Origin of the sequence: Falsirhodobacter xinxiangensis (genome assembly GCF_004959935.1) — a bacterium.
GTDB lineage: Bacteria > Pseudomonadota > Alphaproteobacteria > Rhodobacterales > Rhodobacteraceae > Falsirhodobacter > Falsirhodobacter xinxiangensis.
In genome coordinates, this window is record NZ_SMYN01000002.1 from 151,186 (window position 1) to 166,741 (window position 15,556).

Below are 15,556 nucleotides of genomic sequence, written 5' to 3' on the forward strand. Positions count from 1 at the left end.
CCCCCGCCGAACCCGTGTAAGACGAACGCCAAAGGCAGGGAGCGTTTTCGTGAGCAACTCCGACAACTTCATCAACGAGGTGGCCGACGAACTGCGCCGCGAAAAACTGTTCGGCGCTTTGAAGCGTTACGGCTGGATCGGCGTGCTTCTGGTGCTGGTCGTGGTCGGCGGCGCGGCATGGACCGAATGGCAGCGCAGCGGCGACCGCACCTCCGACCGCCAATTCGGCGATGCGCTCGTGGCGGCCCTGTCCGCCCCGACGCCCGAAGCCCGGCGCGAGGCGCTGGCTGCCGCTCCGGTTGGTGGCGCACGCGAGGCGGTGGTGGACCTGCTACTGGCCTCGGACCCGGCACAGGACAAGCCCGCAACGCTTGCCGCGCTGGACGAGGTTCTGGCGGACCAGTCCTTGCCGCCGATCTATCGCGATCTTGCCGTGCTGCGGAAAGTGGTCGTTGCGGGGACGGATATTTCCGCATCAGAACGCCGCGCGCTGCTGGACCCCATCGCGGCACCGGGGCGGCCATATCGTCCGCTGGCTCTGGAGCAGCTTGCGTATCTGAACGTCGAGGCGGGTGAGACGGATGCGGCCATCGCCGCGTTCACCGCTCTGACGACGGATCAGCAGGCAACGCCTGCGCTGCGCCAGCGCGCCGCGCAGATGGTGACGGCACTTGGTGGCGAAATCGCAGCGGGCTGAGGAAAATGATGAAGACCACGACCGGCCTTGCGGCGCTTGCCACCCTGACCCTGCTTGCCGCCTGCGAAAAGGAACCGATCCTGCCCGGAGAGCGGTTCGACGTGCGCGCGCCGCTTTCCGCCAGTGTTCCGACCACGGAAAACCCGACACCGCGTGACGGCACGGGGCAGGTTGCGAACCGCGCCGTCGCCATTTCGCTTCCCGCGACCAGCACCGGGTCATGGACCCATCGTGGCGGCAACGCGCAGCATCTTGCACCCCATGGTGCATTGTCGGCGCAGCCCGCGCGGGTCTGGAGTGTCGATTTCGGCGCCGGAAATTCTCGCCGCCAGCGCATCGCAGCCGCTCCGGTCGTAGCCGATGGGCGCATCTTTGCGATGGACGCGGACAGCCGCCTTGCTGCCGTCTCCACCGGCGGGCAGCTTTTGTGGACCGCGCCGCTGAAGCCTTCGGATGAGGGCGCACGGACGAAGGTTTCCGGCGGCGGCATCGCCTATGGTGGCGGACGGGTCTTCGCTTCTACCGGCTATGGCGAGGTGATCGCGCTCGATCCTGCGACGGGCGCGGTGGCCTGGCGCCAATCGGTCGGCGCGCCGGTGACCGGAGCGCCGACTTTCGCGGATGGCATGGTCTATGCCGTGGGCCGGGACGGCACCGCATGGGCCATCGACGCCTCCAATGGGCGCGTGCGCTGGACTTTGGCCGGGACCGCATCGGTCGCCGGGATGATCGGCACCGGATCGCCGGCCATCGCAGGCGGCAACGTGATCTTCCCCTTCTCCAGCGGCGAGTTGACGGGCGTCCTGCGGCAGTCGGGCCTTCGCCAATGGTCGAGCGCGGTCGCCGGGCAGCGTCGCGGCAGCAGCTATAACATCATTCAGGACATCACCGGCGATCCGGTGGTCGATGGCGGCGTCACCTATGTCGGCAACCAGGCGGGCCGGACGGTCGCGATATCGACCGCGAACGGCGATCGGATCTGGATGGCGAACGAAGGTGCCTATGGCCCCGTCATCCCGGTCGGCGGCTCGGTCTTCCTGATCTCGGACGAAGCGCATCTGGTTCGGCTGGATGCCTCGAGCGGCGAGACGATCTGGTCCGTCCCGATGCCCTATTTCGAAACTGAGGCAACCAAGAAACGCCGCGCCATCACCGCCCATTACGGGCCGGTTCTGGTTGGTGGGCGCATCGCGGTCGCGTCATCCGACGGCGAATTGCGCTTCTTCTCGCCCACCAACGGCGCGCTTGTCGGCACGGCCGAGATTCCGGGCGGGGCCGGTGCACAACCGGCGGTCGCTGGCGGCGCGCTTTACGTGGTTTCCACGAACGGGCAAATTCACGCTTTCCGCTGACGCGCGAAGGGTGTAAGTCACCGGGCTTCAAAGGAGAGCGGCATGAGCTTCACCCTCGCCATCGTCGGGCGTCCCAACGTCGGCAAATCGACCCTGTTCAACCGGCTTGTTGGCCGGAAGCTTGCGCTGGTGGACGACCAGCCGGGGGTGACCCGCGATCTGCGCGAAGGCGACGCCAAGCTGATCGACCTGCGCTTCACTGTCATCGACACGGCAGGGCTGGAGGAGGTCACCGACGACAGCCTTCAGGGCCGGATGCGCCGCCTGACCGAACGCGCGGTGGATATGGCCGATGTGTGCCTGTTCCTGATTGACGGGCGCGTGGGCGTGACCCCGACGGACGAGGTGTTTGCCGATATCCTGCGCCGCAAGAACGCGCATGTCATCCTTGGCGTGAACAAGGCCGAAGGTAAGGCGGGCGATTCCGGCGCGATCGAAGCGTGGAGCCTTGGTCTGGGCGAGCCGATCCGGCTGTCCGCCGAACATGGCGAGGGGATGGACGACCTCTATACCATACTGCGTCCGATTGCCGACGGTTTTGCCGAGCGGGCCGAACAGGACGCCCCGATCGTGGACGTCGACGTCCCCGAGGACAGCGAAGACGAGGATGATCCCGAAGCGCACAAGCCGACCGAAAAACATCCGCTGCAAATCGCGGTGATCGGTCGTCCGAATGCCGGGAAATCGACGCTGATCAACAAGATCCTCGGCTATGACCGTCTGCTGACGGGGCCGGAGGCGGGAATCACGCGCGACGCGATCTCGATCCGCACGCAGTGGCAGGGCGTGCCGACGCGGATCTTCGATACCGCCGGGATGCGCAAGAAGGCGCGGATCAACGACAAGCTGGAAAAGCTGTCGGTATCGGACGGCCTGCGCGCGGTGCGCTTCGCCGAAGTCGTGGTCGTGCTGCTGGACGTGGAAATCCCGTTCGAACAGCAAGATTTGCGGATCGCCGACTTTGCCGAGACCGAGGGCCGTGCGGTCGTCGTCGCGGTGAACAAATGGGATCTGGAGGACGAGAAGCAGGAGAAGATGGCCGAGCTGAAGGAGATGTTCGATCGCCTTCTGCCGCAGCTTCGCGGAGCACCGCTGGTCACGGTTTCGGCCAAGACGGGGCGCGGGCTCGACCGGCTTCACGCTGCCATCCTGAAGGCGCATGACGTCTGGAACCGGCGCGTGCCGACTGCACGGCTCAACTCGTGGCTGGGCGCGATGACCGAGGCGCACCCGCCGCCCGCGCCGGGTGGGCGCCGCATCAAGATGCGGTATATGACGCAGGTGAAGACCCGTCCGCCGGGATTCATCGTCATGTGCAGCCATCAGGACATGGTGCCTGACAGCTATAAACGGTATCTTGTCAACGGCTTGCGCGACCATTTCGACATGCCGGGCACGCCGATCCGCCTGACGTTGCGCGGGCAGGGGGACAAGAACCCCTACAAGGACAAGAAGAACTTCGGCACGCCGTCGCGTCTGCGCAAGCATCTGGAGAAGAAGGGTTAATCCTCGGTCGGTTGCGGCGGGGGATCGACCCACCAGCGATAATGCTGGTGCAGGAACGCCGGGTGCATTTCCATCCCATGCGCCCGGGCGGCGGCATGACGGAAGATCGTGCGCCAATAGGGCTGGATCAGCACCGCCTCGTCGCGCAGGATACCCTGAAGTTCGGCCATGACCTTGCTGCGGCTTGCCGCATCGTCGATGGCCAGCGCCCGGTCCAGTGCTGCATCGAAGGCGTCATTGGCGAATCCGGTCTCGTTCCACGCCGCTCCGGTGCGGTATCCCGCATTTAGAACCTGAACCCCAAGCGGGCGCATGTTCCATTCGGTCGCAGAGAATGGATAGGTCTTCCAATTTTCCCAATACGTGCTGCCGGGCAAGTTGGTGCGCTTCACCTTCATCCCCGCATCGCGCATTTGTGCTGCAACCACGTCGCAGCTGACCGCCTGCCACGTATCGTCCAGCGCGATCAACTCGAACTCATGCTCTGCCATGCCCGCCTCGGTTAGAAGGGCGAGTGCGGCGTCGGGATCGACGGTCGGAGGCGGAAGCTCGGCGTAGTCGGGTTGGATCGGGCAGACGTGGTGGTTCTCGCCCACCATCCCGAGGCCCGAATACCCGATCTCCAGCACGACCGCGTTGTCGACGGCCATCTGGATCGCGCGGCGCACACGGACATCAGCAAATTCGGGCGCGTTCTGGTTGAAGCGGATCGCCAGCGTCGCGGCTGTGGGCGTCTCGTATCGTGTCCAGCCCAAGGCGTCCAAGGCGGGCAGAAACTCGCCAAAGGATTGATAGGTGGCGTCGATCTCGGCCGCCTTGGCGGCGGCGATGGTGGCCGAAGGATCGGTGCCGTAATCCAGATACTCGATCCGGTCCAGCCAGGGGCCGCCCAGCACCTCGGTCCCCCACCATTCATGCGCTTCGTTTCGCACCAGAATCTGACGGGTCTTCTCGGACGGCTCGGGCAGGAATGGGCCAGTGCCGATCGGTGTCGCCGCCGGATCGCCATTGTCATAGGATGGGTGGACGAGACAGGCGGGATAGTCGGAAAAGCTCGCGATGATCGAGATGTCGGGAAAGGCAAGCGACAGCCGAACCGTGTGGGGGTCGTCCGCCATCGCCGCACCGTCGCGCAGCCCTTGCCGCGCATCATCCTGAAGCGCGGCCATGCGGCCCGCCATGGAATTGCCCGGGATCGTGGCATCTGCCCATCGCGCGATATTGTGGATCACATTGGCGGCGGTGAATGGATCGCCATTGTTCCATCGCACGCCCCGGCGCACATGCAGGACATATTCGGTGGCGTCGGCATTCGCCTCCCAGCTTTCCAGAAGCATCCCGCGAAAGGTGCCGTCCGCCTCGTATTCGACGAGGTATTCCAGCCAGCCACGCAGGAAATTCGCCGTCTGCGGCCATGCCGCCCTTCGCGGATCGCCGGAGGGGCGGAGCTCCATCTGCATCCGCAGCGTGCCGCCCTTGAAGGGTTGCACGTCCTGCGCTTGCGGCGCGCTCAGCCCCAGAAGCGCATAGGCGGTGGGTGTCGCCACGCCCAATGCCGAAACGCGGGTCAGGAACTCGCGCCGCCCGATCGCCCCGCACCGGACCTCGCGCGCAAGGGATTGCGCGGCGGGGTGGATCGGGTGGCGGGGCATGGCGTCCTCCGTAAAGGGGTTCAGGGAACGAACGCGGGCAGGGCGCGCGGCGTTCCGGATCAGTTGGCGCGGCGAAAGGCGGTGGGCGACGCGCCCGCCAGATTGCTGAAGGCGCGTGTGAAGTAGGCAGGCGATGCGAAGCCGAGGCTCTTTGCAATCTGTGCCACGGGCATGTCGGTCTCTGCAAGCAGGTGCCGCGCCTCGAACAGGATGCGGTCGTGCAGCAGCGCCGAAGCGGGCCGTCCGCAGGTCGCCTTGCAGCAGCGCGTCAGATGCGTCGGCGTGACCCCAAGCGCGGCGGCAAGATCGGCGACGTTCATCCCCGTGCGAAACTCCCGCTCCAGCAGATCGGCATAGCGCGCGACGAGGCGGCGGGTTGCGTCGTCCGGGGCCGCATCCGCGTTGCCGCGTTCCACCTGCCGGTCCAGCCATACCGAAAGCAGCCCGCACCAGTGCCGCGCGGCGCGGTCGGCGCCTGTGGTGGTGGCCGCGCTCTCGCGCTGGATATTGTCCAGCAGCACGTTCAACTCCTGCTGAACCAGCACTTCGCGGATTCGCAGATGGCGCGGGGCGTCTGAAAGTGGCAGCCCATGATCGCGCCCGAAGAACAGCGCCTGCCCGAAGACCTGCTGGCCGACCTCGAACCCGTGCATGACGCCTGCGGGGATAAAGATGGCGTTATGGGCGGTATAGCCGCGCGTCTGCCCCGCGACGGTGATCCGCCCCTGACCCTTGGTGAACCAAAGCAGCAAAGGCTCGGAGATCGAGCGCATCGCTTCGACCCGCCAGCGACCGCCCGCCGCCAGACGGGGAATCGGCACGAGCCGCATGGGCGAGATCTGGTCCTGCATGACGGCCCCTTTCTGATGAGCCAGAGGTTAAGCGGCGCGCCGCATCAAACCCAAGCGCAAAGACGCAGGAAAACGCGGCGGCAACAGGAATGTCACGGCAGAGCCACAGGTTGCCACGCCTTCATCCGATTGCGGAACCATGTCCTTTGGCGCTTGGCATACTGGCGCGAAGCAAGCTTGGCGGCGGCGGTGGCCTCTGTCAGCGTCATCTCGCCCCTCAGATGCGCGATCAGTTCAGGTGCCCCGATGGCGCGCGAGGAGGGGCGGGTCGGCTGCCAATGGGGAAGCTCCATCCGCGCCTCCTCCAAGGCACCGCCCGCAAGCATCTGATCGAAACGCAGGTCGATCCGATGCCCCAGCCAGTCCGGGTCGGGGCGCAATACCAGCGCCTCGGCATCCTCCAACGGCAAGAGCGGCGGCGCGGTATCGGCCTGCCAGTCGGCAATGCCGCGCCCGGTCGCGCGCAGCACTTCCCACGCACGCTGCACCCGGGCGCGGTTCGCAAGGTCGATCCGCTCGGCGCTGGCGGCATCCAGCCCCGCAATCAGCGCCGCAAGCTCCATCGCATCGCCTTCGGCCCGAACCTGCGGCGGGGTCGCCGGGATCTCGGCAAGCCCCTCGGTCAGCGCGGTGAAGTATAGCCCCGTCCCGCCGACGATCACCGGGCGCGGCCCGTCAAGAAGCGGGGCAAGATCGCGCAGCCAATGCCCGACTGAATAGTCCTGATCCCGCGCGACATGCCCGTAAAGCGCATGGGGCAGCGCCGCTTCCTCGGCCTCCGAGGGGCGGGCGGTCAGCACGCGCCAGTTGGCATAGACCTGCAGCGCGTCGGCGTTCACGATCACACCGCCGCCCTCGCGCACGATCCGCACGGCCAGCGCCGACTTGCCGCTGGCCGTCGGCCCTGCGATCAGGACGGGCCGCGCCGGAGGAATATTGCCAAGGTCCATCACGCTCCTGCTTCCGCCCGGTTGATCCCGGCGGCGTTTTCCGACATTTTCGCGCCAAGTCAAACCGGAACACGAAGGCGGGAGCCACAGAATGAACGAGATCAGCCCAACTCCCGTCACATACAAGCGCGTGATGCTGAAGATTTCGGGCGAGGCGCTGATGGGCGATCAGGGGTTCGGTCTGAACCCGCCCACCGTCCAGCGCATCGCGAACGAGGTGAAGTCGGTCCACGATCTTGGGGTCGAGATCTGCATGGTCATCGGCGGGGGCAACATCTTCCGCGGCCTGCAAGGGTCCGCTCAGGGGATGGAACGGACGACGGCGGATTACATGGGTATGCTGGCGACGGTGATGAACGCGCTGGCCATGCAGGCGGCGCTGGAATCGCTGAACATCCATACGCGGGTGATCTCGGCCATTCCGATGGATCAGGTGTGCGAACCCTATATCCGCCGCCGCGCCGTGCGCCATCTTGAAAAGAAGCGCGTCTGCATCTTCGCGGCCGGAACCGGAAACCCCTATTTCACCACCGACACCGCCGCGACCCTGCGCGCGAACGAGATGGCCTGTCAGGCGATCTTCAAGGGGACCAAGGTGGACGGGGTCTATGACAAAGACCCGAAGAAGCATGCAGATGCGAAACGCTATGACAACGTCACCTATGACGAAGTGCTGCAGAAGCATCTGGGCGTGATGGACGCATCCGCCATCGCGCTGGCCCGCGACAACGATCTGCCGATCATCGTCTTTTCGCTGGACGAGCCGGGCGGCTTCCGCGGCATTCTGCGCGGCGAAGGCACCTATACGCGTGTGCGCGGCTAAGGCTATACCGCCGCGACCGGGACTGCTATGAAGCCGGAACGCGCGCGGCACGAAGAAGGAATTTGCTATGTCTGACGATCTGGAGATCGACCTCGATGCCATCGAGCGCCGCATGGACGGCGCCATCGCGTCCCTGCGCCAGGAATTCGGATCGCTGCGGACGGGGCGCGCCTCGGGTGCGATCCTGGACCCGATTCAGGTGGAGGCCTATGGCACCATGACGCCGATCAACCAGCTTGGCACCGTGAACGTGCCCGAGCCGCGGATGGTCGTGATCAACGTCTGGGACAAGGGGATGATTTCCAAAGTGGAAAAGGCGATCCGCGAATCCGGCATCGGGATCAATCCGGTGGTGGATGGCCCGCTGATCCGCCTGCCGATCCCCGAGTTGAACGAAGAACGCCGCCGGGAGTTGACGAAGGTCGCCGCCGGCTATGCCGAACAGGCCCGCGTCGCGATCCGCAATGTGCGCCGCGACGGCATGGACCAGATCAAGAAGGCGAAAACCGCCGGCATGGCTGAGGACGACCAGAAGATGTGGTCGGACGAGGTTCAGGCCCTGACCGACAAGGCCATCGGCAATGTCGACAAGGCGCTTGAATCAAAGCAGCAGGAAATCATGCAGGTTTGACCTGCGGTTGAAAAGGGGCTGATCTTGGCCATCAAGGAGGAGACCGGCCGGGCGCGCCACGTTGCCATCATCATGGATGGCAACGGACGGTGGGCCACGGAACGGGGGTGGCCGCGTCTTGTCGGGCATCGCAAAGGGGCCGAGAGGGTCAAGGAAATCGTGCGTGCCGCCCCCGATCTGGGGATCGAGTGGCTGACGATCTATGCCTTCTCGACGGAAAACTGGAAACGCTCGACCGAGGAAGTGCTGGGCCTGATGGCGATCTTCGCCCGCTATATCGAGCGGGAAGCGGATCGTCTGGCGACCGAAGGGGTGCGGATGCGCTTCATCGGCGACCGCTCGCGTCTGGACGCCAAGCTGCAGAAGCTGATGGCCGGGATCGAGGCGCGCACGGCGCAGTTTTCCCGCCTGAACCTGACCGTGGCGATCAACTATGGCGGGCGGGACGAGATGGTGCGCGCGATGCGCCGTCTGTGCGCCGATGCGGCGGCGGGTCGGCTCGATCCGGCGGCGCTGTCGGAGGCGACGATCTCGGGCGCGCTGGATACCGTGGGCCTGCCCGACCCGGACCTGATCATCCGCACCTCGGGCGAGACGCGGACATCGAACTTCCTGCCGTGGCAATCGGCCTATGCCGAGTATGAATTCACCCCGACGCTCTGGCCCGATTTTCGCCCGGACGAGCTGGCGACGATCCTGTCGCGCTTCGGCAATCGCGACCGCCGGTTCGGCGGCGTCCGGAAGGCATGAGACGGGCGCCCAAACAAGGTCGTTGGGGCGATCTGCCCAAGCGGATGCTTTCGGCGGTGATCATGCTGGGGGTCGGGGCCATCGACGTCTGGATGGGGGGGCTCAGCTTTGCCATCCTCGTGCTGGTGCTGACCGGCGTGATGGTCTGGGAACTGGTACGGATGCAGCAGCCCAACGGACCTTGGGTCGCGATTGCGATGGGGGTTCTGGCGACCGTCATGCTCTATGCCGTGCTGGTGCTGCCGATCGGGCCGCTTTGGCCGCTGGCGCTGATCGTCCCGGCGCTGGTCTGCGCGGCGCTGGTGCAGCACCGCAAAGTCGCGGCCGTCTATGCCTTTGCGATCATGATCGCGGGCTTTGCGCTGATCGTCCTGCGGGACGAGGCTGGCCGGCCGGTGATCCTGTGGCTGGTGGCGCTGGTGGTGGCATCGGACGTGATGGGATATTTCGTCGGGCGCAGCCTTGGCGGGCCGAAATTCTGGCCGCGCATCAGTCCAAACAAGACATGGTCGGGCACGATTGCCGGGTGGTTCGGTGCGGCACTGGTGGGGCTTGCATTCGTTCTGTTGCAGGGCGCGCCTTGGGGGCTGGTGGTGCTGTCGCCCGTCATTGCGCTGGCCGGGCAGCTCGGCGACATCGCCGAAAGCTGGATCAAGCGGCGCGCGCAGGTCAAGGACAGCTCTCGTCTGATCCCGGGCCATGGCGGCGTTCTGGACCGTTTCGATGCGCTGATCGGGGCCGTCGTGGCCGTGACGCTTCTAAGCCTTCTTTTCCCATTGCCTTTGCCCGAAGGGGCCTGACATGCGCAGCATATCCATCTTCGGTGCCACCGGTTCGATCGGGGAAAGCACCTTCGATCTTGTCATGCGCGCGCCGGAGACTTATCGCACCGTCGCGCTGACCGGGGGGCGCAACATCGCCCGCTTGGCCGAGATGGCGATTGCGCTGCGGGCGGAACTGGCCGTCACCGCCTATGACGACTGCCTTCCCGCACTGCGCGAGGCGCTGGCAGGGACGAAGATCGAAGTCGCTGGCGGAGAGGCAGCAATCGCCGAAGCCGCAGACCGGCCCGCAGATTGGGTCATGTCGGGCATCGTGGGCGCCGCGGGTCTGGTGCCGGGGATGCGCGCGCTGCGTCATGGCGGCACGCTGGCGCTTGCGAACAAGGAAAGCCTCGTGACTGCGGGGCCGCTGCTGATGGAAACCGCACGTGCGCATGGCGCGACGATCCTGCCGGTGGACAGCGAACATTCGGCGGTGTTTCAGGCGTTGACCGGCGAAGATGCGGCTTGCGTCGAACGTGTCATCATCACCGCATCCGGTGGCCCCTTTCGCAACTGGAGCGCCGAGCGTATCGCGAATGCGACGCTGGCCGAGGCTGTCGCCCATCCAAGCTGGTCGATGGGACAGCGCATCTCCATCGACAGCGCGTCCATGTTCAACAAGGCGCTCGAACTTATCGAGACGCGTGAATATTTCGGCATAAGCCCCGACAAGATCGAGGTTCTTGTCCATCCCCAATCCATCGTGCACGCGCTCGTGGGGTTCTGCGATGGTGGCATCATGGCGCATCTCGGGCCGGCTGACATGCGCCACGCCATCGGCTTTGCGCTGCACTGGCCGGGTCGCGGTGATGTCCCGGTGGAACGTCTGAACCTCGCGCAGATTGGCAAGCTGGAGTTCCAGGACCCTGATATTGCGAAATTCCCGGCACTGCGGATCGCACGCGATGTGATGGAGGCTCGGGGGCTGCATGGCGCCGCGTTCAACGCCGCCAAGGAGATCGCGCTGGATCACTTCATCGCGGGCTCTCTGGCATTTCCGCGCATGGCGGCGATAGTCGAGGAGACGCTGTCGCGGATGAACGGGCTTGGCCGCACCGCTGCAAATCTTGATGACGTGCTGGAGGTCGATGCGTCGGCCCGGCGCGTGGCGACATCGATCGCCGGAGGACGATAGTTGGATCTGACGACGCTTTTGCCCGGTTTCGGCGGGCTGGTCTGGACGGTGGCGGCTTTCGTCGTCGCGCTGTCGATCATCGTGGCGATCCACGAATACGGCCATTACATCGTGGGGCGCTGGTCCGGCATCCACGCCGAGGTATTCTCGCTCGGGTTCGGTCCGATCCTGTTTTCGCGTGTGGATCGCCGGGGGACGCGCTGGCAGGTCGCCGCGCTGCCCCTTGGTGGTTATGTGAAGTTTCTTGGCGATTCCGATGCGGCATCGGGGCGTGACGACAACCAGATGCGCCAACTGACGCCGGAAGACCGCCGCCATACGATGCACGGCGCGCCGCTTTGGGCGCGGGCGGCGACGGTCGCGGCGGGTCCGGCGTTCAACTTCGTGTCGGCCATCCTGATCTTTGCGGGTTTTGCACTGTTCGGTGGCGTGGCGACCGACTCTCCGCTGGTCGGCAGCGTGAAGCCGCTTCCGCAACAGGCCGAGGCCTTGGTGCCGGGCGATCTGATCCTGTCGCTGGATGGAAAGCCGACGCCCGACCTTGCCGCATTCTATGATGCGGCGCAGGACCTGCCGCCGGCGCCGACGGCCAGCTATGTCGTCAAGCGTGGCGAGGCAGAGCGGACCATTGCTGGTCCCTATCCCTTCCCGCCGGTCGCGGACGGGGTCGCGCCGCAATCCGCCGCCATCGCTGCGGGAATGCGTGCGGGAGATGTTGTCACGGCGGTGAACGGAACCCCGGTCCATTCCTTCAACGAACTGCGCGAAACCGTCGGTGCCTCGGACGGGGCACCGGTCACGCTGGAGATCTGGCGAGGCGGCGAGACGCTTTCGCTGACCCTGACGCCAAAGCGGCAGGACGTGCCGCTGCCCGCGGGCGGCTTCGAGACACGCTGGCTGATCGGGTTGACCGGCGGGCTGGTGTTCCAGCCGGAAACCCGCACGCCGGGGGTGTTGGAGGCGGTCGGCCTTGGCGCTTCGCAGACATGGGCCATCGGCGCGACCAGCCTTTCGGGACTGTGGCACATGATCACGGGCGCGATCAGCACCTGCAACCTGCAAGGGCCGATCGGGATCGCGGAAACCTCGGGGGCGGCTGCGTCGGCGGGGGCGGGCAATTTCATCTGGTTCATCGCGGTGCTGTCGACCGCCGTGGGGCTGATGAACCTGTTCCCGGTGCCGGTTCTGGACGGGGGGCATCTGGTCTTCCACGCGGTCGAGGCGGTGACGGGCAAGCCCCCGGGCGATCGCACGCTTCAGGCGCTCATGGCCACCGGATTTGCGTTGATCCTGACGCTGATGATGTTCGCACTGACAAACGACATCTTCTGCCCCTGACGGCTTTTGACAAGCCGCTGCAATGCGGCTAGTCAGAACGACAACAAGGCTTAAAAACGGGGCAGAGGGATGAAACGCACGAAGGGTGGCGTCGGCACGCGCAAGATCGGGCTGCGCCCGGTTGCCGTTTCGGTTTTCCTTGGCATATCGACGGTGGGCGGCGCGGTGCCGCTGCTGGCGCAAGGCTACAGCTTCTCGAACGTGGTGGTCGAGGGGAACCAGAGGGTCGATGCCTCCACCATCCTGTCCTTTGCCGGTATCCAGAGCGGGCAGGCGGTCAGCGGCGGGCAGTTGAACGACGCCTATCAGCGCATCGTGGATTCGGGCCTGTTCGAAACGGTCGAGATTCAGCCTCAGGGCGGAACGCTGCGCATCGTCGTGGCCGAATATCCGATGGTCAACGTCGTCGCGTTCGAAGGCAACTCGATCCTGTCGGACGAGCGTCTGGCGGAACTCGTCTCCTCGCAGTCGCGCCGTGCCTATTCGCCCTCGCAGGCCGAAGCGGATGCCGCCGCGATCACGACGGCCTATGCGCAATCGGGCCGGACGGCGGCAACCGTGACGCCGCAGATCATCCGTCGTTCGCAGAACCGCGTGGACCTTGTCTTCACCGTCGCCGAAGGTCGCCCGACCGAGGTCGAGCGCATTTCCTTCACCGGCAACCGCAGCTTCTCGGACCGCCGCTTGCGTCAGGTGCTGGAGACGCGGCAAGCGGGCTGGCTGCGCCGTCTGATCTCTGCCGACACGTTCATCGCCGAACGGGTGGAGCTGGACAAGCAACTGCTGCGCGATTTCTACCTTTCGCGCGGGTTCGCCGATGTGCAGATCAACGACGCCTCGGCCGAGATCACGCGCGAACGCGATGCGTTCTTCATCACCTTCGCGGTGCAGGAAGGCCAGCGGTTCCGCATCGGAAACGTGTCCGTCGCGTCCGAGGTGGAAGGCGTCGATCCTGCCCAGTTCCAAGAAGAACTGCGGCTGAAATCGGGCACCTATTATTCGCCCTCTGCGATCGAGACGAACACGACGCGGCTTGAAAACGTCGGCGTGCGTCAAGGGCTGAACTTTGTTCGGATCGAGCCGCGGATCACCCGCGACGAGCGCGCCGGGCTTTTGAACGTCCAATTCACGCTGACCCGCGGGCCGCGCGTCTTCGTCGAGCGGATCGACATCGAAGGCAACACGACCACGCAGGATCAGGTGATCCGCCGCCAGTTCCGCACGGTCGAAGGCGACCCCTTCAACCCGCGCGAGATCCGTCAATCGGCGGAACGCATCCGTGCGCTCGGCTTCTTCTCGGACGCGCAGGTGGAAAGCCAGCAGGGTTCGGCAGATGATCAGGTCGTCGTCAACGTCGATGTCGAAGAACAACCGACCGGCTCGCTGTCCTTCGGTATCGCCTATGGCGCGGTTTCGGGCGTCGGGTTCAACATCGGTTTCTCGGAATCGAACTTCCTTGGGCGCGGTCAGTATCTGGGGCTGGACATCGGTACCGGCAGCGACAGCGTGAATTCGACGATTAGCTTTGCCGAGCCGGCCTTCCTTGGCCGCGATCTGCGCTTCGGCCTTTCGGCGAACTATACCGAGACGGACCGCGAGAATTCGGACTACAACACCCGGATCATCGGCTTTGGCCCGTCCATCGCCTTCCCGGTTTCGGAATACGGCCGTCTGGAGCTGCGTTACCGCATTCAGAACGACAAGATCACCGGCGTACGCACCCGTCAGGGCAATCCGGGCGAAGAGAACTACGTCGCGGGGTCTTCCGACATTCTGGTGAAGGAAGAAGACAAGGGCGCGCTGACGACCAGCTCGGTCGGCTATACCTGGAGCTATGATACGCGGACGGGTGGTATCAACCCGCTGGGCGGCGTGCTGCTGCGCTTTGGTCAGGACTTCGCTGGACTGGGCGGGGATGTGGAATCGATCACGACCAGCTTCCTCGCGCTGGCCGAACGCCGCGTCTGGAACGAAGAGCTGACGCTTCGCGCCGTGTTCGAAGGTGGCGCCATCGCCATGCTGAACGATCAGGAAAGCCGGGTGACCAACCGTTACTTCGGCAACGGGCGCATTCGCGGCTTCGATCCCAATGGTCTTGGTCCGCGCGATCTGAATGCGGACAACGAAGATACTCTGGGCGGCAACTATTTCGCCGTCGCACGTCTTGAATCCGAATTTCCGCTGGGGCTTCCGGCAGAATACGGCGTGACGGGGGGGCTGTTCCTTGACGTCGGTTCGGTCTGGGGTCTGGACAACACCTCGGGTGGCAACTTCGGCGGGCAAGAGGTGGACGACAAGGCCTATCTGCGATCCACCGTCGGTTTCGCCGTGTTCTGGACGACGCCGATCGGCCCGCTACGGTTCAACTTCACCAAGGCACTGGTGAAAGAGGATTACGACGAGGAGCGCAACTTCGACCTGACGCTTTCGACGCAGTTCTGATGCTTCGGGCCGCCTGTCTTGCGGTCGCGTTCGCGGGCACGGCGGCGGCGCAGGAGCCGCCCCGTCCCAGTATGGAAAGCGCGATCCTGACCGTGGTTCCGGACCGGCTGCTGGCAGATACGCAGGCCGGTCGCGCGATTGCCGAAAGGTTCGATAGCGCGACCCGCGCTCTTGTCGCCGAAAACCGCTCTATCGAGGCGGCGCTGGAGGCAGAGGAGCGCGACCTGACTGCCCGCCGTGCCGTGACGCCGCCCGAGGAGTTTGCCCGCATCGCGCAGGAATTCGACCAGCGCGTGGATGGTATCCGCGATCGGCAGGATGCGAAGTCGCGCGACCTGACGCGGCGGCGCGATTCCGAAAGGCAGGCGTTCCTGCAGGCGACCGTTCCAATTCTGGCCGCGATGATGGAAGAGTCGGGGGCCGTCGCGATCCTCGACCGCGGCAGTGTCTTTCTGTCCTTCGATCTGATTGACGTGACGGATCAAGCCGTACGCCGGATGGATGCCGAACTGGGCGACGGGTCCAGGATATTGGACGCCGCCCCCCCAACCGAATCCCCCTGACGGCTTGCCTGCCCGCGAGCCAGTTGCTAGTCAGACAGCGGG

General features: G+C 65.3%; 14 protein-coding genes. 11 read left to right on the forward strand and 3 right to left on the reverse strand.

The genetic code is table 11. From position 1 onward, the window contains the following. The first annotated feature begins 49 nt into the window (after window positions 1-49). From E2K76_RS02880 to der, 3 genes are read left to right on the forward strand one after another with little or no spacing between them, the layout of a single operon-like run. Complete coding sequence (locus tag E2K76_RS02880) at window positions 50-697, forward strand: hypothetical protein (RefSeq protein WP_136682763.1); 648 nt, start codon at window positions 50-52, stop codon at window positions 695-697. An 8-nt stretch (window positions 698-705) separates the two neighbouring features. After that, window positions 706-2,049, forward strand: a complete 1,344-nt coding sequence (locus E2K76_RS02885; RefSeq protein WP_136682764.1) for an outer membrane protein assembly factor BamB family protein — start codon at window positions 706-708, stop codon at window positions 2,047-2,049. Between the two features lie 42 nt (window positions 2,050-2,091). Continuing rightward, on the forward strand, window positions 2,092-3,555 hold the full coding sequence (gene der / locus E2K76_RS02890) for a ribosome biogenesis GTPase Der (protein ID WP_136682765.1): 1,464 nt from the start codon (window positions 2,092-2,094) through the stop codon (window positions 3,553-3,555). On the opposite strand, the gene E2K76_RS02895 is transcribed toward der, so the two are convergent. The 3 genes from E2K76_RS02895 to miaA all read right to left on the reverse strand — a co-directional run bounded on the left by E2K76_RS02895 (window position 3,552) and on the right by miaA (window position 7,008). Further along, complete coding sequence (locus E2K76_RS02895) at window positions 3,552-5,207, reverse strand: ABC transporter substrate-binding protein (protein WP_136682766.1); 1,656 nt, start codon at window positions 5,205-5,207, stop codon at window positions 3,552-3,554. The two genes, der and E2K76_RS02895, sit on opposite strands and share 4 nt — an antisense overlap. Before the next feature lie 59 nt (window positions 5,208-5,266). Beyond that, window positions 5,267-6,058, reverse strand: a complete 792-nt coding sequence (locus E2K76_RS02900) for an AraC family transcriptional regulator (protein ID WP_136682767.1) — start codon at window positions 6,056-6,058, stop codon at window positions 5,267-5,269. A gap of 92 nt (window positions 6,059-6,150) precedes the next feature. After that, window positions 6,151-7,008, reverse strand: coding sequence for a tRNA (adenosine(37)-N6)-dimethylallyltransferase MiaA (gene miaA, locus E2K76_RS02905; RefSeq protein ID WP_136682768.1), 858 nt, complete (start codon window positions 7,006-7,008; stop codon window positions 6,151-6,153). A 91-nt stretch (window positions 7,009-7,099) separates the two neighbouring features. On the opposite strand from miaA, the gene pyrH reads away from it, so the two are divergent. The 8 genes from pyrH to E2K76_RS02945 all read left to right on the forward strand — a co-directional run bounded on the left by pyrH (window position 7,100) and on the right by E2K76_RS02945 (window position 15,514). After that, on the forward strand, window positions 7,100-7,831 hold the full coding sequence (gene pyrH, locus E2K76_RS02910; protein WP_136682769.1) for a UMP kinase: 732 nt from the start codon (window positions 7,100-7,102) through the stop codon (window positions 7,829-7,831). A 67-nt stretch (window positions 7,832-7,898) separates the two neighbouring features. Then, window positions 7,899-8,462, forward strand: a complete 564-nt coding sequence (gene frr / locus E2K76_RS02915) for a ribosome recycling factor (RefSeq protein ID WP_136682770.1) — start codon at window positions 7,899-7,901, stop codon at window positions 8,460-8,462. Between the two features lie 24 nt (window positions 8,463-8,486). Next, window positions 8,487-9,212: a polyprenyl diphosphate synthase gene (uppS, locus tag E2K76_RS02920; protein ID WP_281280681.1), complete on the forward strand. Its 726-nt coding sequence runs from the start codon at window positions 8,487-8,489 to the stop codon at window positions 9,210-9,212. Next, window positions 9,209-10,012: a phosphatidate cytidylyltransferase gene (locus E2K76_RS02925; protein ID WP_136682771.1), complete on the forward strand. Its 804-nt coding sequence runs from the start codon at window positions 9,209-9,211 to the stop codon at window positions 10,010-10,012. The genes uppS and E2K76_RS02925 overlap by 4 nt, the downstream gene beginning before the upstream one ends. Before the next feature lies 1 nt (window position 10,013). Then, window positions 10,014-11,171: a 1-deoxy-D-xylulose-5-phosphate reductoisomerase gene (gene dxr, locus E2K76_RS02930; RefSeq protein ID WP_136682772.1), complete on the forward strand. Its 1,158-nt coding sequence runs from the start codon at window positions 10,014-10,016 to the stop codon at window positions 11,169-11,171. Next, window positions 11,172-12,509 carry an RIP metalloprotease RseP gene (gene rseP, locus E2K76_RS02935; protein WP_136682773.1) on the forward strand — a complete coding sequence of 446 codons (1,338 nt, stop codon included), beginning with the start codon at window positions 11,172-11,174 and terminating at the stop codon, window positions 12,507-12,509. Window positions 12,510-12,578: 69 nt separating this feature from the next. Then, window positions 12,579-14,951: an outer membrane protein assembly factor BamA gene (bamA, locus tag E2K76_RS02940; RefSeq protein WP_136682774.1), complete on the forward strand. Its 2,373-nt coding sequence runs from the start codon at window positions 12,579-12,581 to the stop codon at window positions 14,949-14,951. After that, window positions 14,951-15,514 carry an OmpH family outer membrane protein gene (locus E2K76_RS02945; protein WP_136682775.1) on the forward strand — a complete coding sequence of 188 codons (564 nt, stop codon included), beginning with the start codon at window positions 14,951-14,953 and terminating at the stop codon, window positions 15,512-15,514. Before bamA ends, E2K76_RS02945 begins: the two co-directional genes overlap by 1 nt. Window positions 15,515-15,556: the final 42 nt, after the last annotated feature.

Excerpts from the sequence above, each read along its gene's own strand:
- E2K76_RS02945 (WP_136682775.1), top strand. The coding sequence starts at position 14,951 with ATGCTTCGGGCCGCCTGTCTTGCGGTCGCGTTCGCGGGCACGGCGGCG.
- E2K76_RS02895 (WP_136682766.1), bottom strand. The coding sequence starts at position 5,207 with ATGCCCCGCCACCCGATCCACCCCGCCGCGCAATCCCTTGCGCGCGAG.
- bamA (WP_136682774.1), top strand. The coding sequence starts at position 12,579 with ATGAAACGCACGAAGGGTGGCGTCGGCACGCGCAAGATCGGGCTGCGC.
- pyrH (WP_136682769.1), top strand. The coding sequence starts at position 7,100 with ATGAACGAGATCAGCCCAACTCCCGTCACATACAAGCGCGTGATGCTG.
- E2K76_RS02885 (WP_136682764.1), top strand. The coding sequence starts at position 706 with ATGAAGACCACGACCGGCCTTGCGGCGCTTGCCACCCTGACCCTGCTT.
- E2K76_RS02925 (WP_136682771.1), top strand. The coding sequence starts at position 9,209 with ATGAGACGGGCGCCCAAACAAGGTCGTTGGGGCGATCTGCCCAAGCGG.
- E2K76_RS02900 (WP_136682767.1), bottom strand. The coding sequence starts at position 6,058 with ATGCAGGACCAGATCTCGCCCATGCGGCTCGTGCCGATTCCCCGTCTG.
- dxr (WP_136682772.1), top strand. The coding sequence starts at position 10,014 with ATGCGCAGCATATCCATCTTCGGTGCCACCGGTTCGATCGGGGAAAGC.
- miaA (WP_136682768.1), bottom strand. The coding sequence starts at position 7,008 with ATGGACCTTGGCAATATTCCTCCGGCGCGGCCCGTCCTGATCGCAGGG.
- der (WP_136682765.1), top strand. The coding sequence starts at position 2,092 with ATGAGCTTCACCCTCGCCATCGTCGGGCGTCCCAACGTCGGCAAATCG.
- frr (WP_136682770.1), top strand. The coding sequence starts at position 7,899 with ATGTCTGACGATCTGGAGATCGACCTCGATGCCATCGAGCGCCGCATG.